At 38.8% G+C, this 22152-nt stretch carries 18 protein-coding genes and 1 pseudogene; 5 read left to right on the forward strand and 14 right to left on the reverse strand.

Annotation, left to right across the window (positions count from 1 at the left end):
• Positions 1-6: 6 nt before the first annotated feature.
• The 7 genes from AC1FXP_RS21325 to ilvD form a co-directional block, all read right to left on the reverse strand.
• Positions 7-1035, reverse strand: coding sequence for a tripartite tricarboxylate transporter substrate binding protein (locus AC1FXP_RS21325; RefSeq protein ID WP_480063955.1), 1029 nt, complete (start codon positions 1033-1035; stop codon positions 7-9).
• Positions 1036-1681: 646 nt separating this feature from the next.
• Positions 1682-3664 (reverse strand): TRAP transporter permease, encoded by a 1983-nt coding sequence (locus AC1FXP_RS21330; protein ID WP_480063956.1) that lies wholly within the window; start codon positions 3662-3664, stop codon positions 1682-1684.
• 6 nt (positions 3665-3670) lie between these two features.
• Positions 3671-4120 (reverse strand): DUF1850 domain-containing protein, encoded by a 450-nt coding sequence (locus tag AC1FXP_RS21335; protein ID WP_480063957.1) that lies wholly within the window; start codon positions 4118-4120, stop codon positions 3671-3673.
• Positions 4121-4197: 77 nt separating this feature from the next.
• Positions 4198-5214, reverse strand: coding sequence for a TAXI family TRAP transporter solute-binding subunit (locus AC1FXP_RS21340; protein WP_480063958.1), 1017 nt, complete (start codon positions 5212-5214; stop codon positions 4198-4200).
• Positions 5215-5371: 157 nt separating this feature from the next.
• Positions 5372-6724, reverse strand: a complete 1353-nt coding sequence (locus tag AC1FXP_RS21345) for a sigma-54-dependent transcriptional regulator (protein ID WP_480063959.1) — start codon at positions 6722-6724, stop codon at positions 5372-5374.
• A gap of 4 nt (positions 6725-6728) precedes the next feature.
• Complete coding sequence (locus AC1FXP_RS21350) at positions 6729-8705, reverse strand: transporter substrate-binding domain-containing protein (RefSeq protein ID WP_480063960.1); 1977 nt, start codon at positions 8703-8705, stop codon at positions 6729-6731.
• Between the two features lie 286 nt (positions 8706-8991).
• Positions 8992-10680 carry a dihydroxy-acid dehydratase gene (gene ilvD, locus AC1FXP_RS21355; protein WP_480063971.1) on the reverse strand — a complete coding sequence of 563 codons (1689 nt, stop codon included), beginning with the start codon at positions 10678-10680 and terminating at the stop codon, positions 8992-8994.
• Between the two features lie 313 nt (positions 10681-10993).
• Between ilvD and AC1FXP_RS21360 the strand changes: the two genes are divergently transcribed.
• The gene (locus AC1FXP_RS21360) at positions 10994-12382 is read left to right on the forward strand and encodes a hypothetical protein (protein WP_480063961.1); all 1389 of its coding nucleotides are present in this window, start codon (positions 10994-10996) and stop codon (positions 12380-12382) included.
• A gap of 45 nt (positions 12383-12427) precedes the next feature.
• Here the strand turns inward: AC1FXP_RS21360 and AC1FXP_RS21365 are convergent, their stop codons facing one another.
• Complete coding sequence (locus AC1FXP_RS21365; RefSeq protein WP_480063962.1) at positions 12428-13189, reverse strand: transposase; 762 nt, start codon at positions 13187-13189, stop codon at positions 12428-12430.
• Positions 13190-13552: 363 nt separating this feature from the next.
• On the opposite strand from AC1FXP_RS21365, the gene AC1FXP_RS21370 reads away from it, so the two are divergent.
• Positions 13553-14029: a hypothetical protein gene (locus AC1FXP_RS21370; RefSeq protein WP_480063963.1), complete on the forward strand. Its 477-nt coding sequence runs from the start codon at positions 13553-13555 to the stop codon at positions 14027-14029.
• Positions 14030-14198: 169 nt separating this feature from the next.
• Here AC1FXP_RS21370 and AC1FXP_RS21375 read toward each other — a convergent pair whose 3' ends face one another.
• From AC1FXP_RS21375 to AC1FXP_RS21390, 4 genes and pseudogenes are all read right to left on the reverse strand, one after another.
• A complete protein-coding gene (locus AC1FXP_RS21375) occupies positions 14199-14537 on the reverse strand; it encodes a hypothetical protein (RefSeq protein WP_480063964.1) in 339 nt (112 codons plus the stop codon).
• A gap of 21 nt (positions 14538-14558) precedes the next feature.
• Positions 14559-14690: pseudogene (locus AC1FXP_RS21380) on the reverse strand (deaminase domain-containing protein); the annotation flags it as partial.
• A gap of 600 nt (positions 14691-15290) precedes the next feature.
• Positions 15291-16217 (reverse strand): polysaccharide deacetylase family protein, encoded by a 927-nt coding sequence (locus AC1FXP_RS21385; protein ID WP_480063965.1) that lies wholly within the window; start codon positions 16215-16217, stop codon positions 15291-15293.
• A 120-nt stretch (positions 16218-16337) separates the two neighbouring features.
• Positions 16338-16496: a YwzD family small protein gene (locus AC1FXP_RS21390; RefSeq protein ID WP_480063972.1), complete on the reverse strand. Its 159-nt coding sequence runs from the start codon at positions 16494-16496 to the stop codon at positions 16338-16340.
• Positions 16497-16681: 185 nt separating this feature from the next.
• Between AC1FXP_RS21390 and AC1FXP_RS21395 the strand changes: the two genes are divergently transcribed.
• The gene (locus AC1FXP_RS21395) at positions 16682-17230 is read left to right on the forward strand and encodes a CBO0543 family protein (protein WP_480063966.1); all 549 of its coding nucleotides are present in this window, start codon (positions 16682-16684) and stop codon (positions 17228-17230) included.
• Between the two features lie 272 nt (positions 17231-17502).
• Here AC1FXP_RS21395 and AC1FXP_RS21400 read toward each other — a convergent pair whose 3' ends face one another.
• Positions 17503-18051 (reverse strand): DUF3231 family protein, encoded by a 549-nt coding sequence (locus AC1FXP_RS21400; RefSeq protein WP_480063967.1) that lies wholly within the window; start codon positions 18049-18051, stop codon positions 17503-17505.
• Between the two features lie 1297 nt (positions 18052-19348).
• On the opposite strand from AC1FXP_RS21400, the gene AC1FXP_RS21405 reads away from it, so the two are divergent.
• Together AC1FXP_RS21405 and AC1FXP_RS21410 are read left to right on the forward strand one after the other, a co-directional pair.
• Positions 19349-20629: a glycosyltransferase family 2 protein gene (locus AC1FXP_RS21405; RefSeq protein WP_480063968.1), complete on the forward strand. Its 1281-nt coding sequence runs from the start codon at positions 19349-19351 to the stop codon at positions 20627-20629.
• An 8-nt stretch (positions 20630-20637) separates the two neighbouring features.
• Complete coding sequence (locus tag AC1FXP_RS21410) at positions 20638-21567, forward strand: LCP family glycopolymer transferase (RefSeq protein ID WP_480063969.1); 930 nt, start codon at positions 20638-20640, stop codon at positions 21565-21567.
• A 134-nt stretch (positions 21568-21701) separates the two neighbouring features.
• On the opposite strand, the gene AC1FXP_RS21415 is transcribed toward AC1FXP_RS21410, so the two are convergent.
• On the reverse strand, positions 21702-21854 hold the full coding sequence (locus AC1FXP_RS21415; protein WP_480063970.1) for a YwzD family small protein: 153 nt from the start codon (positions 21852-21854) through the stop codon (positions 21702-21704).
• Between the last annotated feature and the right edge of the window lie 298 nt (positions 21855-22152).

Raw genomic sequence — 22152 nt, forward strand, 5'->3', positions numbered from 1 at the left:
CCAATATTAATTAACACCTAATCTTTCATACCAAGTTCCTGTTAACTCATTTTGATTGTGAATATACTCTGTATACTCTTCATAACCCATTGGACTTTCCACCAACTGAGAATTTCTCATATAGTTTGTATATGATTCCGAAGAATACGCTTCCATAAATGCCTCACTTAATATGTCAATCACATCTTGCGGCATATCCTTAGGTCCAAAAATGCCTCTGAATTGAGCCCAACCTGTATCTACTGTAATCCCCGCTTCTTCATATGTCGGTACATCTGGTAAATCTTCTAATCTCTCATCAGCCATAACACCTAGAACTCTTAGTTGGCCCGCTTCTACGTATTGCATGACTTGACCCGGATTAGAGTTAGCAACATCAATATGTTTACCTAAGATCCCAGTAACAGCATCCCCTGTACTCTCAAACGGAGTCCAGTTCGCATCTACACCAGCAGCCTCAGCGAAAATATTCCAAGCTACGTTATGACCAGAACCTTCAGCCCCGTAACCTCCAACAGTAAGTCCGTTAGGGTTTTCTTCTAAATATTCAACAAGATCTTCCAGCGTGTTGAAAGGGCTTTCAGAATTTACTACTAAAACGTAAGGGTCAATTTGAGCTCTTGATAACCACGTGAAATCGTCAATATTATACTGTTCTTTAAGTGTCCCATTAATTAAACCAATTTGTGACGGTGTCATTGCCCCTAGTGTATAGCCGTCAGGATCCGCTGAGAAAACCTGTGCCATTGCCGTAGCACCACTTCCACCCGGTCTATTTTCAACTACAACATTGGTACCTAACACTTCTTCTGCCGCTCTAGCTAGTTCACGAGCCATTAAATCCGTAGGACCACCAGAACTCGTATGAACGACAATAGTAATATTTTTCGTTGGGAAATCTGTACCACTTTGACCATCTGACCCTTCGGCACCTTGACTGTTTCCATCTCCGCTAGATTCACCCGATGAACACGCTACCAAAAAAATTGAAAGTACGAAGAAAACAAAAATCGAAAAACACTTCTTATTTCTCATTACCAAATCCCCCTCGTTTCGTTAATGGTATACCACCTGTTCTAAATATTAAATAATTATATTAATTCTGTCAATTGTTTTTATAAAAAAACTACTTTTTCAACAAAAAAACCATGATTTATTGCACAAGTGACTTTATCAAGAGTCAAAGTGGTATGCCACACGGCAAAAGTGGTGTACCACCCAGGACATAGGGACAGGTTCCCCGTCCCACTATGGGGAGCACATCGGAAGAGGATCATGAAAGAACCATTATAAAACTGCACGCCGTATGTCCAAATCAGTTTCGCTATTTTTAATAGGTTCGGTTTCAATAGCTTTATCAAAAGACTTAACAAAATATTTAGTAGCCTATTTCAAACAAACAAGAGCAATGAAGCGGAAATAGATAAACCTAGATAAATAAGAAATACTAGCACCATAATAAAAAAGGCTATTACACTAGAAGGCACTGAAAAAGGTCGGTTTTCACCTTTTTCAGTGCCTTCTTACACTATAGTCCTTTGTCACTTATGAGTAATATCCCCATTTCTTCTACAGTTTTTGGTCGTTCATTGCTCCTATGTACAACCTTTCCTTCCTTTTCTCAGGCAATTTTGGCTTTCATCGCTTTAGCTTTACGCTCCACACATTTTCATGTCCCTCTTTACCGACTTGCAGGGACGAGGGACCTGTCCCCTATGTCCCTATTTCTCTTCCCTTTCTGCCACTGCACCAAGACAACAACCGCTATAATCGCAAAGCCTGCCAGATCTAATAGTAGATTTGGATTCATGAATAACAAAGAACCCCCAAATAATAACAAACGTAATAACCAATTCATATTCGTAAAAAGATACCCTTCTGCTGCTGTTCCTAACATGACAACACCCGTGACTGACGTTATAACAACTAATAGCCCTTCTACGAAAGTAGTATCGATCAAGAGGAGAGAGTTATTGTAAACAAACATATACGGTACAATAAACCCTGCAATCGCTAGTTTCATCGATAAGAAACCGGTCTTCATTTGATCTCCACCTGATATCCCTGCAGCTGCAAATGCGGCTAAGGCAACGGGTGGTGTAATGTTTGCAAATAAACCAAAGTAGAAAACAAATAAATGCGCAACGAGTGGTTCAATTCCAAGTGTGATCAGCGCCGGTGCAGCCATTGTCGCCGTAATAATATAGGTTGGAATACTCGGTAAGCCCATCCCAAGAACAATACAGGCAATCATTGTAAAAACAAGGGTTAAGAATAAGCTTTCTCCACCAAGCGTGACAATCCCATTTGCTAGTTTCAAGCCAAACCCAGTCATCGTAGCCACACCGACAACAATTCCAACACATGCACAGGCGATCGCTACCCCTACAGTTGTCCTTGCCCCTTGTTCTAATGCATCAATAATATCTCGTAAGGACATTCTTGTTGTTTTTCTTACCATGGCAACAACAACCGTAATAATAATCGTCAGTAACGCTGAATAAATAATCGTTCGTCCACTAAAGAAAAGCATATACATAAGAAACATAAGCGGGATAAGCAAATGCCCGCGCTCTTTTAACACTTCCATCACTCTTGGGAGGTTATCTTTAGAAATCCCTTTTAGCCCTTCCTTTGTCGCACGTAGATGAATCTGAACAATAATCCCTAAATAGAAAAGCAACGCTGGCAACAAAGCTGCAAGGGCAATTTGACTGTAAGGAATCCCTAATGTTTCTGCCATAATGAAAGCTGCAGCCCCCATAATTGGTGGGAGGATTTGTCCCCCTACAGAGGCAGCTGCCTCTACGGCTCCAGCAAAGTTCCGACTATAGCCAATTTTTTTCATTAATGGAATCGTAAAAGAGCCCGTCGTTACAACATTGGCAACAGCTGCACCGTTAATGCTCCCTAAGAAACCGCTTGCAATAACAGATACTTTAGCGGGGCCACCACGCGTTTGTCCCGCAATGGCAAGTGCCATATCATTAAAGAATTGCCCCATTCCTGACTTTGATAAAAATGCACCAAATAAAATAAAGAGGAAAATGTAGGTTGCTGAGACTCCGATAGCTGTTCCGTACACCCCTTCTGTCGTCACATACATGAAATTGACAAGTTCATCCCATGTATAGCCACGGTGGCGGAAAATCCCTGATAACTCACGTCCATATAACCCATATAAAAAGAAAAGAACAGCCATCGTTGGCAGACCCCAGCCTGTTACACGTCGAGATGCCTCAAGGACAAGCAGAACTAACATCGCACCAAATAATAAATCAAAATTATTCGGTAAGCCGCCACGATTCACAATCCCCAAGTAATCAACGAAAATATAAACAGATGTTGACACAGCCATTAGAGCAAACATGACGTCATACCAAGGAAGTTTCGTTCGACTAGCCTTTTTAAACGGTGGATATAATAAGAAAATTAACGCTAAGATGGCTGCAACATGCAAGGAACGATGCTGCAACGTTGCTGGTGTACCAAAGTAAGACGTATACATATGATAAAGCGATAAAGAGATCGCAATAATGGATACGATCATTGCAATCGTCTTGTTGGAAAAACTTCGAAAGCGTGATTCTGCATCGTATTTTTCTAACACTTTTTGTTGTTCCTTTGTCATTTGAGGTTCATCCAAAGTTGAACGCTTTTCCATGACAGGTCACCTCTTCTCTATAAATATTTCCATTCGTTCATGGTGGGGCAGGTCTTCCGCATCAAAGACGATTGCATTATTAATCTCAAGCTCAAAATTAACATTTTGTGAATGAATCCATCGAAACACAGATAATTGCTCATTAATATCTCGAATGACCACTTCACCATCTTCTACGGTCATGGTTCCTTTTTGATGAGGAACACCTGCACCAAATGATTGAAAGGCCGTTTCTATTAATAAAAGCTCTCCTTCATCAGTCAGTTGATAGGTCTCACGCCAAGGTGTTTTTTCGACAGAATGAATCCATTTGATGGTGAATGTATCACTAGCATTCAAATGATTCACAGTGTTATAGACGGTTCCATCTTCTTGGCTCTGAACAATAAGGGTCAGTTGATCTGAATTCCCACAAGCCGATAACATTAAAACAATTAAAATGAACCAGCTTCTCATCTCACAAAACCCCCGTTAATAGTAAATAGAGACTGACTCATGTTAACAAACTCTCATGAGTCAGTTTCTTGTATTGACTAGTCTAATGCTCCCACTTCTTTAAAATAACGTTCTGCTCCTGGATGGAATGGAACAGGCATACCTACATCAACTGTTTCTAACGTAATATCTTTTGCTGCATTATGAGATCCTTGAATTTGCTCAAGATTTTCAAACAATGTCTTCGTAATTTCATAACCAGCATCTTCAGAGATATCATTTGAGAGTAATAGCAAATTTGTAATCGCAGCTGTTGGAATATCCTCTTCATTTCCGTAAGCTCCTGCAGGAATTAGTTCACTAGAGAAAAACGGATAATTTTCAATCAAGTAGTCCATCGCTTCTCCTTCAATTGGAAGGATTTTAGCAGTATGTGTTGTATCTAGGTCAATGACTGTAGCATTTGGAACACCACTTGTTACAAACGCTGCATCGATCATCCCGTTTTTGATCTGATCAATGGCTTCACTGTAAGATAAATAATCTTCATTAATATCATCATAAGTCATCCCATGAGCTTCAAGAACCATACGTGCATTTAACTCTACTCCAGAGTTCGCAGCACCAACACCAATGCTTTTCCCAGCTAAATCAGCAATGCTCTCAATACCTGATTGCTCCGTTGTAACGACTTGAACAAAGTTTGGATATAAACTCATTAATCCTCTTAAAGAGTCGATAGACTGTTCTCCCTCAAAAGCACCGCTTCCTTCATAAGCTTGTAAAACGGCATCCGCCATAGTAATCGCAAGTTCTGCTCTACCTGTATTAATAAGGTTAATATTTTCAACAGATGCACCCGTTGCTTGAACGGACGAATCAATTCCAAGTTCTTTTTCAATAATATTTGAAACGGCTCCACCGATAGGATAGTAGACTCCAGATGTTCCTCCAGTCGCTACCGTTACGAATAAATCTTCTAACTCCATATCACTCGCTTCACTTTCAGCTTCCGTTCCTTCTGCTCCCTCAGCTTCAGGACTTGCCGTCTCTTCGCCACATGCCGTTAAGAAAACTAGCAATGACGCAACCAACAATGTGTAAAACTTTTTCATGATCCTTCCCCCTAATCCTTTTTATTGTTCATTTTCTTCAATGCAAATGTCATGCCAACTTTTAAAGCACATAAATGTATCCGTTTTCAAGGAAACGGATACATTTATGCCGCATGAAGAGCGGCAGAAATTGCCGCCCTGCAAATTTTGCCGCTCTTTATTGTTCATATTGCTTTAACTTATCTCTTAATCCTCGCTCACTTATTTTAAGCATCTGAGCCGTCTTTTTCCGATGACCATTATTTTCTTCAAGCGTTGCTAAAATGAATTGCCTTTCCATTTCTTTTAAAGGAATTCCAACAAAATCTAGAATCTCACCTCCATCTTTTCTCTCAATAGAATGGTTTGATCTAACTTGTTGCGGAAGGTCTAATACTTCAATGAATTCATCGTCTGCAAGCACCATCGATGACTCAATAATATTTGAAAGCTCACGAATGTTGCCTGGGTAATCATAGTTCAGTAGAATACGATTGGCTTCTTTCGTTAAGCCTTGTACCTCTTTGTTCATCTCCTTATTAAATTGCTTTATAAAATGTTGAATTAAAAAAGGAATGTCTTCCTTTCTTTCTCTTAAAGAGGGCAATGGTACTTTAATGACATCTAAGCGAAAATATAAATCCTCACGAAATTCACCGTTTCTTACCGCTTCTTCAAGATTTTTATTTGTGGCCGCAATCACACGCACATCTAAGTTGATCTCTTTATTAGACCCAAGCTTTGTTACGACTTTTTCTTGTAGGACTCGCAGCAGTTTTGCTTGTAAAGAAAGAGGCATATCTCCAATCTCATCTAGAAAAATAGTCCCACCATTTGCAAGTTGGAATTTCCCCTCTTTACTTGAAACCGCTCCAGTAAAAGCCCCTTTATCATAACCAAATAGCTCACTTTCAAGGAGCTGATCGGGTATCGCCGCACAATTAACGACTTCAAAATGTGATTTCTTGCGTTTTCCCGAGAAATGAAGCGCTCTAGCAACTAGTTCTTTCCCAGTCCCACTTTCTCCGACGATTAACACATTTGAATCGACTTCTTTTACTTTGCCAATCAAATTGAAAACAGAAGCCATCGATTCACTTTTACCAATAATTCCTTCAAAGCTATATTTCTTCTCTAATTCTTGGCTTAGGAAATCGACTTGATCATTTAAGCGCTGATAATGCAGCGCTTGTTCTATGATGGAGTAAAGCTCTTCAATATTAATAGGCTTCGTTAAATAAGAATATGCTCCTTCTTGAATCGCTCTGACTGACGTTGCAATCGTTCCGTAAGCCGTAATCATAATTACGACAGTCTTCGGACTTACTTGTTTAATTTTCTTTAAGATTTCAAGACCATCTACTTGTCCAATTTTCAAATCTAACAAACATAAATCGGGTTTCTCTTCCTCTATCCACGTTACTCCTTCATGTGGTTTGGTTGTTGTCACTACATCATATTGGTCCTCCAAAGCAAATTCCAAAGAAGAACAGATTGAAGCCTCATCATCAATTACGATAATCCGTTTCATCCTCTCACCCTCCATCCTTTTTCGAAAATGTTAATGTAATAGTCGTACCTATTCCTTTTTTACTATTAATTTCTAACTTCCCGTCATTTTCATGGACATATTGGTTTGCTATTGCTAAGCCTAGACCGGTCCCTTTTTCTTTTGTTGTGTAGAAGGGCTCTAAGGCTTGTAATTGCTCGGTTTCAGTCATTCCTTCCCCTTTGTCTGAAACGGTAATGACAATAGTTTCTCCCTTTGAGAATGCGTTTAAGTTTAGCACCACATCTCTTAATTCATCCTCAGTACTCATAGCGTCTAAGCTATTAATAATGAGGTTAATAATCACTTGCTTCAATTGATTGGAATCGGCTTCAATCCAGAGCTCGTCTTCTGTCTCACACTGTAGTGAGATCCCCTTATTTAAAGCCGTACGCTCAAATAAAATCGTACATTCTTTCAAAATTAAAGAAATATCGATCAATTCTTTATTCAACTGTTTAGGCTTCGCATAATCAATTAACCCTTCAATCAATTGATTAACTCGTTCAATCTCCTGCGGAACATAGGTCGAAATTTCTTTTTGAAAACGTTCATTGTTATATTTGCGTGGGATTAGTTCTGCAAATGTCTTAATCGATGTGAGTGGATTTCGAATTTCGTGTGCAATTCCAGCAACCACTCTACTTAGAGCCTGGTTTTTTTCTTGTTCAAAAATTTGCAAACGAAGCTTTCTTTCTTCTGTTATATCTTCAAATGTAACAATGAGTCCATTCAAGCGCTTTTCAAAATCATATAAAGGATAAACATAGTAACGTAAATAATAAGTAGAATGTTCATCTCGCTCCCAGACGGCTTCTTCACCTAAGAATGAATTTTTCGTTTGAAACACTTGAATAAAACGGTCCTGTAACAGTTTTTTCAACAACAGGACTTGTTCGTAATGGAGACCGACCACTTGCCCTAATTCGCCTGATATTTCTACAGCTTTCGTGTTAAAGGACGTGATCATCCCATCTTGATTGACCGTAGCAATCCCACGTGGACTGCTATTTAATATTTGTTTCTGGAATTCATCGCTGTTTTTCGTTTGTTCAATTTTTTCTTGAAGCTTGCTATTGGTTTGGTTTAAGACATGTGTTTTCTTTGCTACTTCTCTTTGTAATTGCCTGTTCCAACGTATCCCAATTAAGAAAAGGACAACAGCTAACAAAAGCAAAGATCCTATAATTTGAATAACCATCCAGAGGCGATCCGTTAAATCATTCCTATTTTCAAACCATTTTTCATATAATACACTGTAGGTACCATCACTTTTCATCTCACGAATGGCACTGTTTAATTGACTGAGTAGTGGATAATTCTCTTTTTGAACAGCCATTGTATAATCAATAGGGAGTAAATAGCTACCGACAATTTTATAATCATCCTGTCTCCCTGTTTCCTCTAATACATATTGAGCTGTAATCACATTCCCTACAAAGGCATTGGCCCGACCATGAAACAGTAATTCGAGTGCTGTAACCTGATTGCTTGCGACATGATACTTAATGCTGCGAATATTACGTAAAAACTCATACTCAAGTGTATCGCTTTGAAGAGCAGTCACAGCATTCGATAACTGAGCTAATCCTTCAATCTCTTTATTCTCTTCATGAACAACTAATCCAATAGATGTCCCTAATATAGAATCAGAAAAATCCATCATTCTAGCATGCTTTTCATTGAAGTAGGCACTTAATAGAATATCTATTTCCTTACTTTGAAGCTTCGTAATAGCTTCTTTTTGCGGGATCGGAATATAGGTAATCTCGGTTCCTATTCGTAACGCAACCTCATCCATGAGGTCGACCGCAAATCCAACTGGCTCGCCATCCTGGCTAAAATGGATAGGAGGAAAGTTGGGATCATAACCAACGACAAGAGTGGTTTCTTCATTAGCTTGCACAATGGTTACTTGAAGAAGTAGAAATATAAATATTGCAGCCATTAAAAATTTCTTCATAGTGTATCCCCTTAAAGGGACAGGGGGACAGGTTCCCTATCCCAAGTCCCTTCTATTGAACTTGAATTAGATGTGGGGACGGAGGGACAGGTTCCTCGTCCCATTCCCCTTCTGTCGAACACGAATTAGGTGTGGATATCTACATATTAACATGAATAATCTCATCGACTAGCTGTGTATATCTCAAAAAAAGTGGATAACCCTCTGTATAAACAGGAGGTTATCCACCTTTTTGGTAGTAAAATGTTATTTTTGGGACGAGGGACCTGTCCCCCTGACCCGCCGCTTAATCTGTGATAGCTCCCTTAGACGCAGAAGAAACGGATTTAGCGTATTTCTTCAAAATCCCTCTTAAATTTTGTTCTGGAGGAGTCCAATCCTTTGCTCTTTCTTGGAATTCTTCTTCTGACACATTCACCGCAAGCTCCTGTGTTTCGCTATCAATCGTAATTAGATCTCCTTCTTTAATTAAGGCAATAGGACCACCTACTTGCGCTTCAGGAGATAAGTGACCTACGACTAAACCATGAGTCCCGCCCGAGAAGCGGCCATCTGTGATTAAACCTACTTTTTCACCTAAGCCTTTTCCGACTACGATAGCCGTAATCGATAGCATCTCAGCCATTCCTGGTCCACCCTTTGGTCCAGCATAGCGGATGACAATGACATCTCCTGGATTAATTTCATTCTTTAAGACCGCCTCAGTGGCCAACTTCTCTGAATCGAATACACGAGCAGGTCCTGTAATCGTTTTAATTTTTAAACCTGACATTTTTGCCAATGCGCCTTCTGGAGCTAAATTTCCTTTTAAAATCACGAGCGGTCCTGTTTCACGTTTCGGGTTATCAAAGTTAATAATTTCCTGACCCTCTGTTAAGTGAGGAACCTCAGCCAGATTTTCCTCGATCGTTTTGCCCGTCACGGTTAAACAATCGCCGTGCAGCAGTCCTTTTTCAAGTAGGAGCTTCATGACAGCTGGCACACCGCCAACTTTAGATAAGTCCTCCATTACATAGCGGCCGCTTGGTTTCAGATCGGCAATATGAGGAACATTTTGACGGACTCGTTCGAAATCATCTAAGTCAAGATCCACATCGATCGTGTGAGCTAGTGCTAACAAATGAAGAACAGCATTGGTGGATCCCCCAAGAGCCATGATGACTGTAATCGCATTTTCAAAAGCTTTTTTCGTCATAATATCCTTCGGGTAGATGCCTTTATCTAATAAATTCATCACGGCTTTTCCAGCGTCTAGACAATCTAGCATTTTTTCAGCTGTTTCTGCTGGATTGGATGAACTGCCAGGCAAACTCATTCCCATTGCTTCAATCGCTGATGCCATTGTATTGGCTGTATACATCCCTCCACAGGATCCAGCCCCTGGGCAAGCATGGCACTCAATTTTATGAAGCTCCTGGCGGTCAATATCTCCATTGTTATATTTCCCTACTGCTTCAAAAGCAGAAACAATATCTAGATCCTTTCCATCTGCCTTTCCTGGTCGAATCGTGCCTCCATAAACAAAAACAGCCGGTAAATTTAAACGGCCTATGGCAATCATACACCCAGGCATATTCTTATCACACCCACCAATGGCAACAACCCCATCGTAACTTTGTGCTCCCATGACTGTTTCAATGGAATCGGCTATGACTTCCCTGCTTGGCAATGAAAATCGCATTCCTTGCGTCCCCATCGAAATCCCATCAGAGACGGTAATGGTATTAAAGATAAAAGGAGTTCCTCCGCCTGTTAAAGCTCCTTCTTTTGCTTTCCTCGCTAACTCATCAATATGCATATTACACGGAGTTACCTCACTCCACGTACTGGCTATTCCAACAAAGGGCTTTTCAAAGTCTTCATCTGTTACTCCCATTGCCCGGATCATGGCACGATTCGGTGCTCGATTTACATCATTAAAAACGTCACTGCGAATTTTAGAACGATTTTTCATTATGTCTTCCTCCCTTAAGATGATTAGATTTGTAGATTTATTTAATAAAAAAACCGACAATCTTTTAATAACAATAGGCAACTGAAAACTATTGTTTATTAAAAAATTGCCGGTTTACTCTTCAACTCACCAAGTCGGTTTTTTGAACGTCTACCTATTTATATAGAAAAAAATGATCTCACCTACTATATTATTGTTTATGGACTAGACTGTCAAGAAGGGACGGGGGGACAGGTTCCTCGTCCCACAAAGGTGGATAACCCTCTAGTGGGTCAAGGGACCTGTCCCCATGACCCGCTTAATGGTATGATAATAAAAAAAGGAGGTCTTTTGCATGCAGAACCAAACTTCGTGGACGTTACTTAATCACAATAAGTCAATCACTATCCAAGCGCAGAAACTAACCCTTTTTCAACAATGTAAAATCATTGAAGCTATTGACTCACAGGATCAGTGTTACTTGCTTTTCTTTTACAAGGATCACTTTATAGCGGTACAGCCTGCGGTGGACTTTACTCGTGCTTCTTTTCTAGGCCAGGCCAAATCAAAGGGCTTCCACATCTATGCACCCAACCCTCTCTTTTCGAAGCTACTTCCAGCGCACTCAACAGTAAAAAAAACATCTATCCCCCAATTACTAAACCAGATAAAAAAACAGTATTCCGTTGCCGAAACAGCTCTAATATCCTCTTACTTCGATTCCTATATAGCTGTTGAACAGCTTGAAACTCTTTTAAAAGACTTCTTTTTCACCTATCGCCGGGATGGCAAATTGTTGACTGCTTATCATTTGGCAAAAATTTTACTATCCAGAGGGTATAAACAAGAATGGCTTCTTGCTTCCGTCAAGCATCCCGACTACACGAATGCCGAAAAACGGTACCAGGCTTCTCTTTCTGAACTTCTTACAATCAATCCCATCTATGTCGAACAACAATACTTTCTTCATATAGACTCTACTTATGACATGCTCAATGCCCTCTATGAACAACAAAACCGCTCGATTGACTCGGTCATCCTTGAGACAACAAAATGGCTCAAACAACCAAGTGCCAAAACGTATCCAACCTTTATACAAAAACTTTCTGCCTCTTTGAAAGAGGAAGACATTCTCCCATTTCTTTATTCTTTATTGCCAGCCGTCTCTCCAGTCTCAAGTCTTCATCAAGATGTCTTTCAACGTTTAATGAAAAAAGAAGAGCATGATGCTGCCATTCACTTGCTTTTATCTTATTCCATTCCACTCTCTGCAGACGAGACAAAGCAGCTTCCTGCTATCTTTGAAAACTCATCGAGCTATCACTCTACCCATTCATTACATACGATCTCTAGCCATTTATTTCCGTTATTCACACAACAACCACAGCAACTAGAAGCGATTCTTCAGTCTAAACTACCACAGCTCATGCAGCATCATCGCTTGCTGGAGCTTCATTCATGGCTGCAAGAGAGCACGCTTACGATGAAGCTGCCCATTGCAAAGAAGCTCTCGGACATGGTCAACCTGATCAATGATCCTGATCGCCAATTAGAGCTCGGATGTCACTACTACGACTTACTCCAATACGAGCAGGCAATTGAGTGCTTTCACTGGGAATTAGAGCTGAATCCCAGAAGCCTAGAGTCTGTCCAACAGCTCATGAAAACCTTTGATAAGCTAGGCAGACAGAAGGAGGTAGAAAAGTATCAGCACCTTTTGAAGCAAATCCACAAATCATCATAGGGGGACAGGGGGGGGGACAGGGGGACAGGTCCCTTGTCCCTCATTTCAGTTGAGACGTTGGATGACACTCTTTGAGACACCAGTCACTCTCGATAATTGTCGGATTGATACCCCTTCTAGCTTTTTTAGCTTCCGCAGTATATCGTTCCTTTTCTCTTTATCCATTTGCTGCAGTACACTGCTGTTCGATATTCCAAGTTCACTCATATAGTTTATAACTTCATTATCAGAGAGTCTTACTATCTCTTTCTCGTCAAAACAGAGGTCATTCGTTACAATTTGCATATGGGCCTTGAACCATTTCAAAGCCTTGTTTCTATCTGATGAAAATTGATTCAGGGTAAAATCAATATCAACTATGATCGACTTATGGATATATTCATTTATACTTGTCCAGTTGCTATCAAATACGGTTTGGGAGAGTCCTGCTTTGAGAGGGTTTTGGTGGATATATCTAAGGATCGTTAAAAAGTAGGCACGATCTTCTACATTTTTGCTCTTAAATCGGTCTTGGAAAAGATGCCCACACCGTTGATATTTCATATTGTACCAATATACATAGCTTGAGCTGATTCTTTTCATTACCAAAGAAATCGGCTCCTCTCCCTCCTTCATTAAAAGATGAATATGATTATTCATCAAACAATAAGCGTATAGTTGATAATCACACGTTTGCTTATATCGTTTTAACGTTTCTATAAATCTCCTTTTGTCTTCGTCATCCTCAAAAATGACTTGTTTATTAATTCCTCTCAGCATAATGTTATAGATTCCACTTCTGCTCTGTGTCCTTGGTTTTCTAGGCATATTTAAATCACCTCAAGGTTGAATTGGGGGTAAAAGGTAGTTGGATGGATTGGAGAATGATGTTGGTTTCCGTACAAATGGGAGGAGCAATAGACTAGAGGGTCATGAAAGTACCATTACTGGCTGATTGGAGAACGTTACGTTTTACTATGTAGATTAGATTGAGGGGATACTTATTCAAGACCTTTCGATGGCCTTGCAGAGTATATTTCAATAATCATGACAAAAATTCCTGCTAGTTAATGAGATTAATTTATGTATGAGGAAAAGGGACAAGGTACCTGTCCCCTCGTCCTAGAATGACACAAACATCAACATTAACATAAGGTAAGGTAAGTGAAGAAAATAAGGGGAAGGATAGTTATGAATCGATGGTTGATCGGCTTTATTTTGGTGTATCTCACTACCTTGTTTTTGGGAAGTTTTATAGTGGTAGGCATGTTATGGACCGGGGTCTTAGAAAGCTATTTTTCATCTATTACCGATATAGTTGAATTTTTACTTTATTTTTTTGCCGGGGCTGTAGGCAGTTCCTTATTTTATCTTTATCTATTTTGTTCAGAATACATGAATAACAAACTTAAGAACTACCGCGAGTGGGTCATGTATATATTCCACCCAATTGTTGCAACAGGGACTGCAGTGATTTCAATTACAATCATTGATAGTGGAATTTTTCTAATTGAGTTTACCGATCAACGCACGCCCTATGTTCAAATCAGTTTCGCTTTTTTAGTAGGTTTCGGTTTCAATAGCTTTATCAAAAGACTTAACAAAATATCTAGTAGCCTATTTCAAACAAACAAGAGCAATGAAACGAAAATAGATAAACCTAAATAAATATGAAATACAGGGCACTGAAAAAGGTCGATTTTCACCTTTTTCAGTGCCTTCTTACACTATAGTCCTTTTTTACTTAGGGACAAGGTACCTGTCCCCTTGTCCAGGGACAACAAAAAAACCTACTAAAATGAGTAGGTTTCGGTCGGCTCTTTTTCTAACTATCTTACTAAAAAATCATTTCGTTATTGTTTGAATGGTTTTCAACTTTGTAAATCTCTTCTTTTAAAAAATCAAGAACTTGATTATTTTCTGGTCCATAACTACTGTTTAGATCTATTAGCATATGGTAAACAAACAATTCATTCTTCTTATTAATATTCATCCATTTGTAATTACTATCAATGATAACCGAGGTTGCTTCTTGAGGTGATACTCCGTCTTGTGAAAGTTCTATCCATTCTTCTAAAATCCACTGTTGAACTTCGTCACTTGATAAGTTATTCAATTCCTCAATAGGATCAAATTCATCAAGAAAAGTAAGTAGCGTCTCTTGTGAGTTTCCCACCAAACAGACCTCCTTTATTTTTTAATTATAGTCTAAATCATAGTATATTACCAAACTAATCTTAGGGAAATATTCTAAAAACTGAATAATCTCATATTCACAACTAAGACATGGTTCATATTCAGTATATAATGTAATCGTACCAGAAGAATTAGGATAAAGGTTTTCGGTACCCTATTTGCTCTATCTTTTATATCAGGTATTTCTCCAGAATGAATCTGATACCTCTTACTGCTCACTTTTTATTATCCCCCTGTAAGATAGTATTTAAACATTGCTCCAAAAATAATTCTAGCATAAATAGGGTAGAATCATCTCACAAATTGGTACTTTATGTAACAAAATCTATTAAGCATTATGTGCACTATAGATTTTGATAGGTTTTTTATTTATTTTCAGTCTTATAGAAATCTATTGCAAGGACCTAATAACAAACAAGCGAATAAGAAGAGCCTGTTCCCATTGTAATTTCTACAAAAGTTTGATTTTGCTTTCAAACCTCAAAACAGCAAAAAGGCCTAAGCAACAAATCCTGCTTACAAGATTTGTTGCTTGGGACGGAGGGACAGGTTCCTCGTCCCGCTTCCCTTCTGTAGAACATGAATTAGATGAGGATATCTATATATTGACACGAATAACCTCATCGGCCAGCTGTGTATATCACATAAAAGGTGGATAAGCTTCTGTATAAATAGAGGGTTATCCACCTTTTATGTAATATTGGGACAGGGGACCTGTCCCCTATGTCCCCCTCTATTCCCCCAAAAGAGCTGGAACTGTCACAAACTCATAGCCCTCCGCCTGTAATTCATCAATGATTTCAGGCAATGCCTGAACCGTTTCAAATTCGCCCTCTACATGGTAATTATGTTGAAGGACGATCACTCCAGGGCTAGCCTCTTGTTTCACGGTTGATACAATTCTCTCTGCAGACACTCCACTCCAGTCCTTAGTATCGGCGGTCCACATGATGGTGCGGTAGCCTTGTTGATGAAGCAGCCTTGCCTGTCGATCTTCCATTTCCCCAAATGGAGGTCGGAATAAAGTCGGTTTGAATCCGGTTATTTTCTCAATTTCTGCGTTAGTTGACTGGACATTTTCAATCAATTGTTCGTCCGTAAGCTCGGTTATATATGGATGATCCCAAGTATGGTTCCCGATAACATGCCCCTCTTTGTAAATTTGTTTTAATTGTTCTGGATACTCTCGAGCCATCTTTCCTATGACAAAAAAGGTAGCCTTGACCCCTTTATCCCTTAAGATTTCTAGAATTTGCGGAGTATAGGTCTCCTCTGGACCGTCATCAAACGTAAGAGCGATTCGTTTCTTACTAGAAGCGCCCATATAAATCATCTTGGGATCATTTATCCTTTGTTCAAAATACATCCATTGAAGATCTCTAATGATTGGGGGTTCTTGTAATAATGTAGGTATAGAGAATCCTAATGTCGTACTAACGGTGTCCGTATACGGAATGACTAATTGCTGACCTGGATCAAGTATCGTAGATAACAATCTGTTATAGTTCACAATCTTGTCTTCTGATATTCCATATTTCTCAGAAATTTTTTCAAGGGTATCGCCCGTTTGGACGATGTAAGTCTCAGCCAGTGCAGAATTATGAAACATAGGCAGAAAAACAAAACTAATTGTCATGAAAATAGTAGCTTTTTTAAACATGATTTCACCTTATTCTTATTTTAAAATCCGCCTGTTCTCCCCATGGATTTTTTATTTATTACTCATTCTAGATGCAAGCGTGAACGACATACTGCCACACCAGCAGTCAGGCACGAGAAATTACGTAATGTCCGAATGAACATATGGTTTTAAGAGTTGGGCAATCTCCTCGATTAGTTGTTGTGAACTTAAATTAGGAGATTCCGATCCTTTTTTATATGTATGCTCTAAAATTTTTACTAGCTGTTGTTGTGATAACTTTTGTGCTTCCTTCACCATAGTCACTTTCCTCTCACCACCTGCAAAAATCGTACATTTTTTCTTTTACCCTTTCAAGACGATCACGTAATTCTCATCATTTTTACATCATTATTCGGTATTAGTAAAATCACGTTCATAAAAATAGTTTATTTAGTAAAAGCTAACATAAATCAGCTTAAAAAAAGATTGAAGGGAACTTTTATATGAATACATCTCAAATTTTTGATGATCATTTTTTTAAAGAAACGCAATTAAAGAATGAAAAATTTCAAATTTGGTTAGAACACTCCCTTTTTACTTGGCAGTGGTGGTTCGGTGTCATAGTGTTATTGCTCTCCATTCTTATTTGGTTAAAATTCAGGGATAAAAATAGCACTGACAGACTGTTATATTCAGGTTTCTTCGTTGTGATATCTGCATCCATTCTTGATATAATTGGTCATAATCTTGGCTTATACCATTATCATTATGAAGTATTCCCTTTCACCGCTAACTACTTGCCTTGGAGTATAATTGTGATACCTGTAATCGTGATGTTCTTTTTGCAGTATAAACCTAATGTTAATCCGTTTTTAAAATCAGTTATTTTCTCTGCTCTTTTGAGTTTTATAGGCTTACCTCTCCTTAGCTTTATCGGGATTTACCACGCAGTTAAGTGGAACCTTTTTTACTCTTTCATCATTTTAATGATCATTTACTTGATTGCTCATTTCTTGGCTCAAAGGGATAATTTTGAAAAGATCACCTCATAGCTTTAAGTGGAAGACCATTCGACATTGAAGCCCAACCTCATAAAAGGCCTAAGCATTAAATTTTGCTTAGGCCTTAATTTTGGGACAGGGGGTCAGGTTCCTCGTCCCACCAATTCCGCAGATCGTTGTGAATAACACAAAAAAGATGGATAACCCTCTATAAAAGAGGAAGTTATCCATCCATCTGACTATAATAAATCTACCTGCAGGCACATCGTACCTGTCCCCCTGTCCCCGCCTGTCAAGACGGTTAGTGATATTACAATAAAAAATTAGTTACTCGGAGTACCTGGCGGATGATACCTTGGTGGTTCTTTTAACCAACCTCTCGATTTCATTAAAGTTTTTAAACTCGATGCATATTTAAATAATTCCAACTGAATCTGAACAAATAATAGTCCAACATCACTTCGGATAGATTGACTCATAGCTTGTCCACAAAACGTAAGAGAGGCAGCGATCTTAACAGATATAATATTGGCTATTTCTTCATCTGTTAATTTAACACCTTCAGGTACTGCTTCTGGGTTGGATAATGTTTTTTCTCCTGTACTATCAGGAATTGGAATACCTTCTTTTTTCATGAAGTTTAAGAGAATTTCTACATCTCCTTTTGAACTCTCTAGAGCTTGTTGTAGTGCGTGTTTCAAATCACTATCTACAGTCATATTTAAGCCCACTTGGTAAAGAGCCCTTGCTTCATGGAAACCTGTGAGTGCAGTCCAGATGTTCATTACTTCACCAACATGAAGTGCAGGTTTTGGTTCTTCATCAACAAATGTTTTTAAAATACTCGCTATAGCTTCAAGTGCTCTTGTCATCGCAAAATCCCCTTTTTTACAACTTTAACAATATTTTCCCAAAATCGACTATAAATATACGAGATGCATTTCGTTGCATAGTACTGCTTATTTAGCAAAAAAAGTTCTTCTTCAACAAAAAGTGCGTTGACAAAGAAGGTTTGGTTTTTGGTGAATTCCCAATTATATCGCCCTGCGATACGCCACATCAAAGAATAACCTTTCTTCGTAGGTTGCCATATAGATTGATTATTCAATCTATGGTTTGTCTAATCTTTCTATTTATTGATACACAAGGTCCTTAGCTGCATTGTCTAAAGACTTGCACGTATCGTGTAACGCTATGGCCAATACGTGTAGCTTACGGCTTTTGCCCTCAACAACTACGTATTGATGACAGACATGAGATATGATATATTTCGCGGGAAATACAAAGTATGACAAATTTCCACACGTACATAAAAAGTGAAAGCAGGTAGCCATCGCTATCCTACTCTCACTTTATTTCAATCGATTCCATTTCTTCTTAAGTGAAAATAACCTACATCAGCAGATTGAAAGCTTCGAATGCCGACTTCTACCTACCACTGTTTTAAGAACTGAAAACTATTATTTACGAAAAAAGAGATATGACCAAGATTTAGATTTTCTATAGGTGTTGAATTTAACGTAAATAATGAATATCCAACGGAACAAAAGTACCTTCTAAAGAAATCTTGTTTGGTAGTGTTTTGTAATAAAATGAAGCCCCTTATAAAAAGAGGCTTCATTTTATTTTAGCTGCATACACCAAACCATTAACAAGGTTGGAAAGTCACTTTTTGCTCTTATTGACCCAAAAACGACTCAAGAGGGACAGGGGGTCAGGTTCCTTGTCCCAAAAAATCGATAAATTCCGTAGACCGTTGTGTATAACACAAAAAAGGAGGATAACCCTCTGTATAAAGAGGAAGTTATCCATCCATCTGACTATAATGCCGGGACAACATACCTGTCCCCATGTCCCCGGGAAAGAAATAAGAGCGGGACAATGTACCCGTCCCCCTGTCCCTTAATTTCACACATTCGTTAGGAATTCCGTATCACTTTATGAAAAATTGTGAATCGTTCACATTACGATTTGTAGTTCAATAGCATCCTTTCTATTAAACTCCCTTGAAATAGGTCGTTATTTGTTGAATCATGTTAAGAAGAACTTTCAGGAAGGGAGTGTTATTGATTGGAACTGTTTCTATTAATCTTTTTTTGCATGTGTCTCTTTTTCCCTATCCTTCATTTGTTTCATTGCTTGCCCTGGTTTCGTGAAGAGGACGAGCTAGTGAAACATAACCCGAAGTCAGAAAAAGGGGTTAGTATACTAGTGCCTTGTTATAATGAGGCGGGAATTATCGAAACATCCGTTCATAGTATGAGGTCTTTAGATTATACAAATTTTGAAGTCATCTACATCAATGATGGTTCATCGGATGAAACCTTTGAACTTTTGCACCAGCATTTACACCTAAAGAAAAGATGGAAAGCGCGGCTTGGTAAATTGTCTCACGAGGAAGTGGAGGGAGTTTATCAATCTTCTCTTTATCCGAATATATACGTGGTCAATAAAGAAAATGGGGGAAAAGCCGATGCGTTAAATGCAGGGATTGAATACGCGGGGAAAGAATTGGTCGTCACATTGGATGCGGATACGATCTTAACTTCTTCATCTTTAACCGTTGTTAATGAAAAATTTGCTGACCCCAATGTTGTTGCTGCAGGCGGGATGATTCACGTATTACAAACGAAGACATCAAACCCGTTAAAGAAGCTGTCATTAGCTGGAACGAATATGCTCATTCGTGTACAAATGCTTGAATTCTTAAAAGCATTCTATGTGACAAAGTTATCTCTTGCCCGTTTTCAGGCCTTAGCCATCATATCCGGTGCATTTGGTATTTTCACAAAACAAGTGCTAGTAGATGTTGGTGGCTACCGATCCTCTGTCGGGGAAGACATTGATATCACACTAAAGATCCACCGGTATATAGCGAAACAGAAAAATAAAAAGATCTTGTTAATTTTGGATGCTATTAGTTATACCGAGTTACCTGAAACGTGGAGAGATTTATTTAAGCAGCGGATTCGCTGGCAGAAGGCCTATGTCGATTGCCTCGTCCATTTCCGCTCCTTCTTTGGAAAAACATTCATAACAAAAGCTGTTTCATTTTTCTACATTTTTGAATCGTTCTTTGTTGGGATTCTAGCAGCCTATTTCACAGTAGGATTTTTTGTTGCTAATGCGTTCTTAAACGTGGAATTTGTCTATATAGGATTTATTATTGTGTATTTATCCTATATTTACTTATTTAATTTTATTTATAATTTATTGGCGCTTAGACTGGTGAAACGTCATGGATTTACATTTGAAAAAGGCGACTGGTTTCGTCTGTTCAAGACAGTCGTTTACGATGTGTTTATTCACCGCTTTATCATCATGTATTTTGTCATGTATGGCAGTGTCGCTTATTTTTTTAACAGGGATTGGAAGAAAGTGTCGCGTACCGGCAGAAAATATGAGATGGATCCAGTTTCTCAGGTGGCGGCGTATAAACGAGAAGTTTAGGTGAGGTTATGAAAAAAAAGATCAAATGGAAAAAAATATTACTCATCATGATGACTGTGGTTGGTGTCATGATGGTTGCTGCAGGAAGCTATGCATGGAATCTAGTAACATCGACGTTCATGAATATCCAGGAAAATATTGAACGACAAGAAGCAGAACAACGTCTTGCGTCCATTAACTTTGACGAAGGGGATCCGTTCTCTATCTTACTAATGGGGATTGATGAACCTGATAAAGAAGCGGGTGATTTCTACCATCGTTCCGATACTCTTGTATATGTGACGATAAACCCAGAAGAAAATTCCACCCAAATGGTAAGTATTCCTCGTGATACCTATACGGAACTTGTCGGATACGATAAAAAGGATAAAATTAATCACTCATATGCATTCGGTGGAACCGAAATGACGATCCGCACGGTAGAAAACTTCCTCGATGTCCCAGTCGATTACTTTGTAAGGATTGATATGAACGGGTTCAAAGGGATGGTCGATGCCGTTGGCGGCGTGGAAGTAGAAAATGGGTTTGATTTTAGATTTGAAGGAAAGGACTTTGAGGAAGGAACCCTTCAATTGAATGGAGAAGATGCTTGGAAATTTGCGCGCATGCGTCTAGATGACCCACGCGGAGACTTCGGACGTCAAGAGCGTCAGCGTCAAATCATTCAAGAATTGGTTGATAAAGGCAAGAGCTTCACCTCCATTACGAGAATTGAAGAGATCTTGAGTGTTGTAGAAGACAACATTCGAACGAATCTCAGTCTAAGAGAAATCTGGTCGATTCATTCTAATTACAGAGACGCTCTTAATTTCATAGAAGAACATGAAATTGCGGGTGAAGACGGAGAGATGGACGAAGTGTACTACTTTTTACCTGATGAAGAGAATGTACAAGAACTTTCCGAAGAGTTGAAGAAACATTTGGAGTTGAATGAATAAGAGCTTAACTAAAGTGACGCCTATGCTAGGATTTAGCATGGGCGTCTTTTACTGCTAATGGGACATAGGGACTGTCCCTTAAAAGACCTAAGCAACAAATCTTGCTTACAAGGTTGGTTGCTTAAGTCTCAATTCTACTTACTTGTCTTTACATAAGGCTTTAACGATGCAGCAATCTCCTCTACTAGCTTCTTCGTATCAGCTTCCTCAGCCCCACGCCTACATGCTTTCTTTAATATTTCCAACAAACGTTGTTGTGTTAACATTTCTACTTCTTTCGTTATCATCTTTTTCTCCCCCTATCGAAAAGCTCAATACCAAGTCCAATAATCCATTACCATTCTCCTAGTCCGCCTACATATTTTAACATGTTAATCTTCTAAAGTTACTACTAACCCTTCGACAAATTTCGGAAACATTCCAGCAAAGTTCGATTCTAACAATCAAAAATATATTTAATTATTTCCAGTAGCATTGCATAAATAAATTCTACTAATGTCAAATCACTGTTTTTTAGTCACCTGTACAAGTCTGAACATTCAGAATTTGTGTTGTTCAGGTCAAAGTGAAAAAAGGACAACAGGC

It is taken from the genome of Halalkalibacter sp. HAAS-P013 (assembly GCF_056619925.1).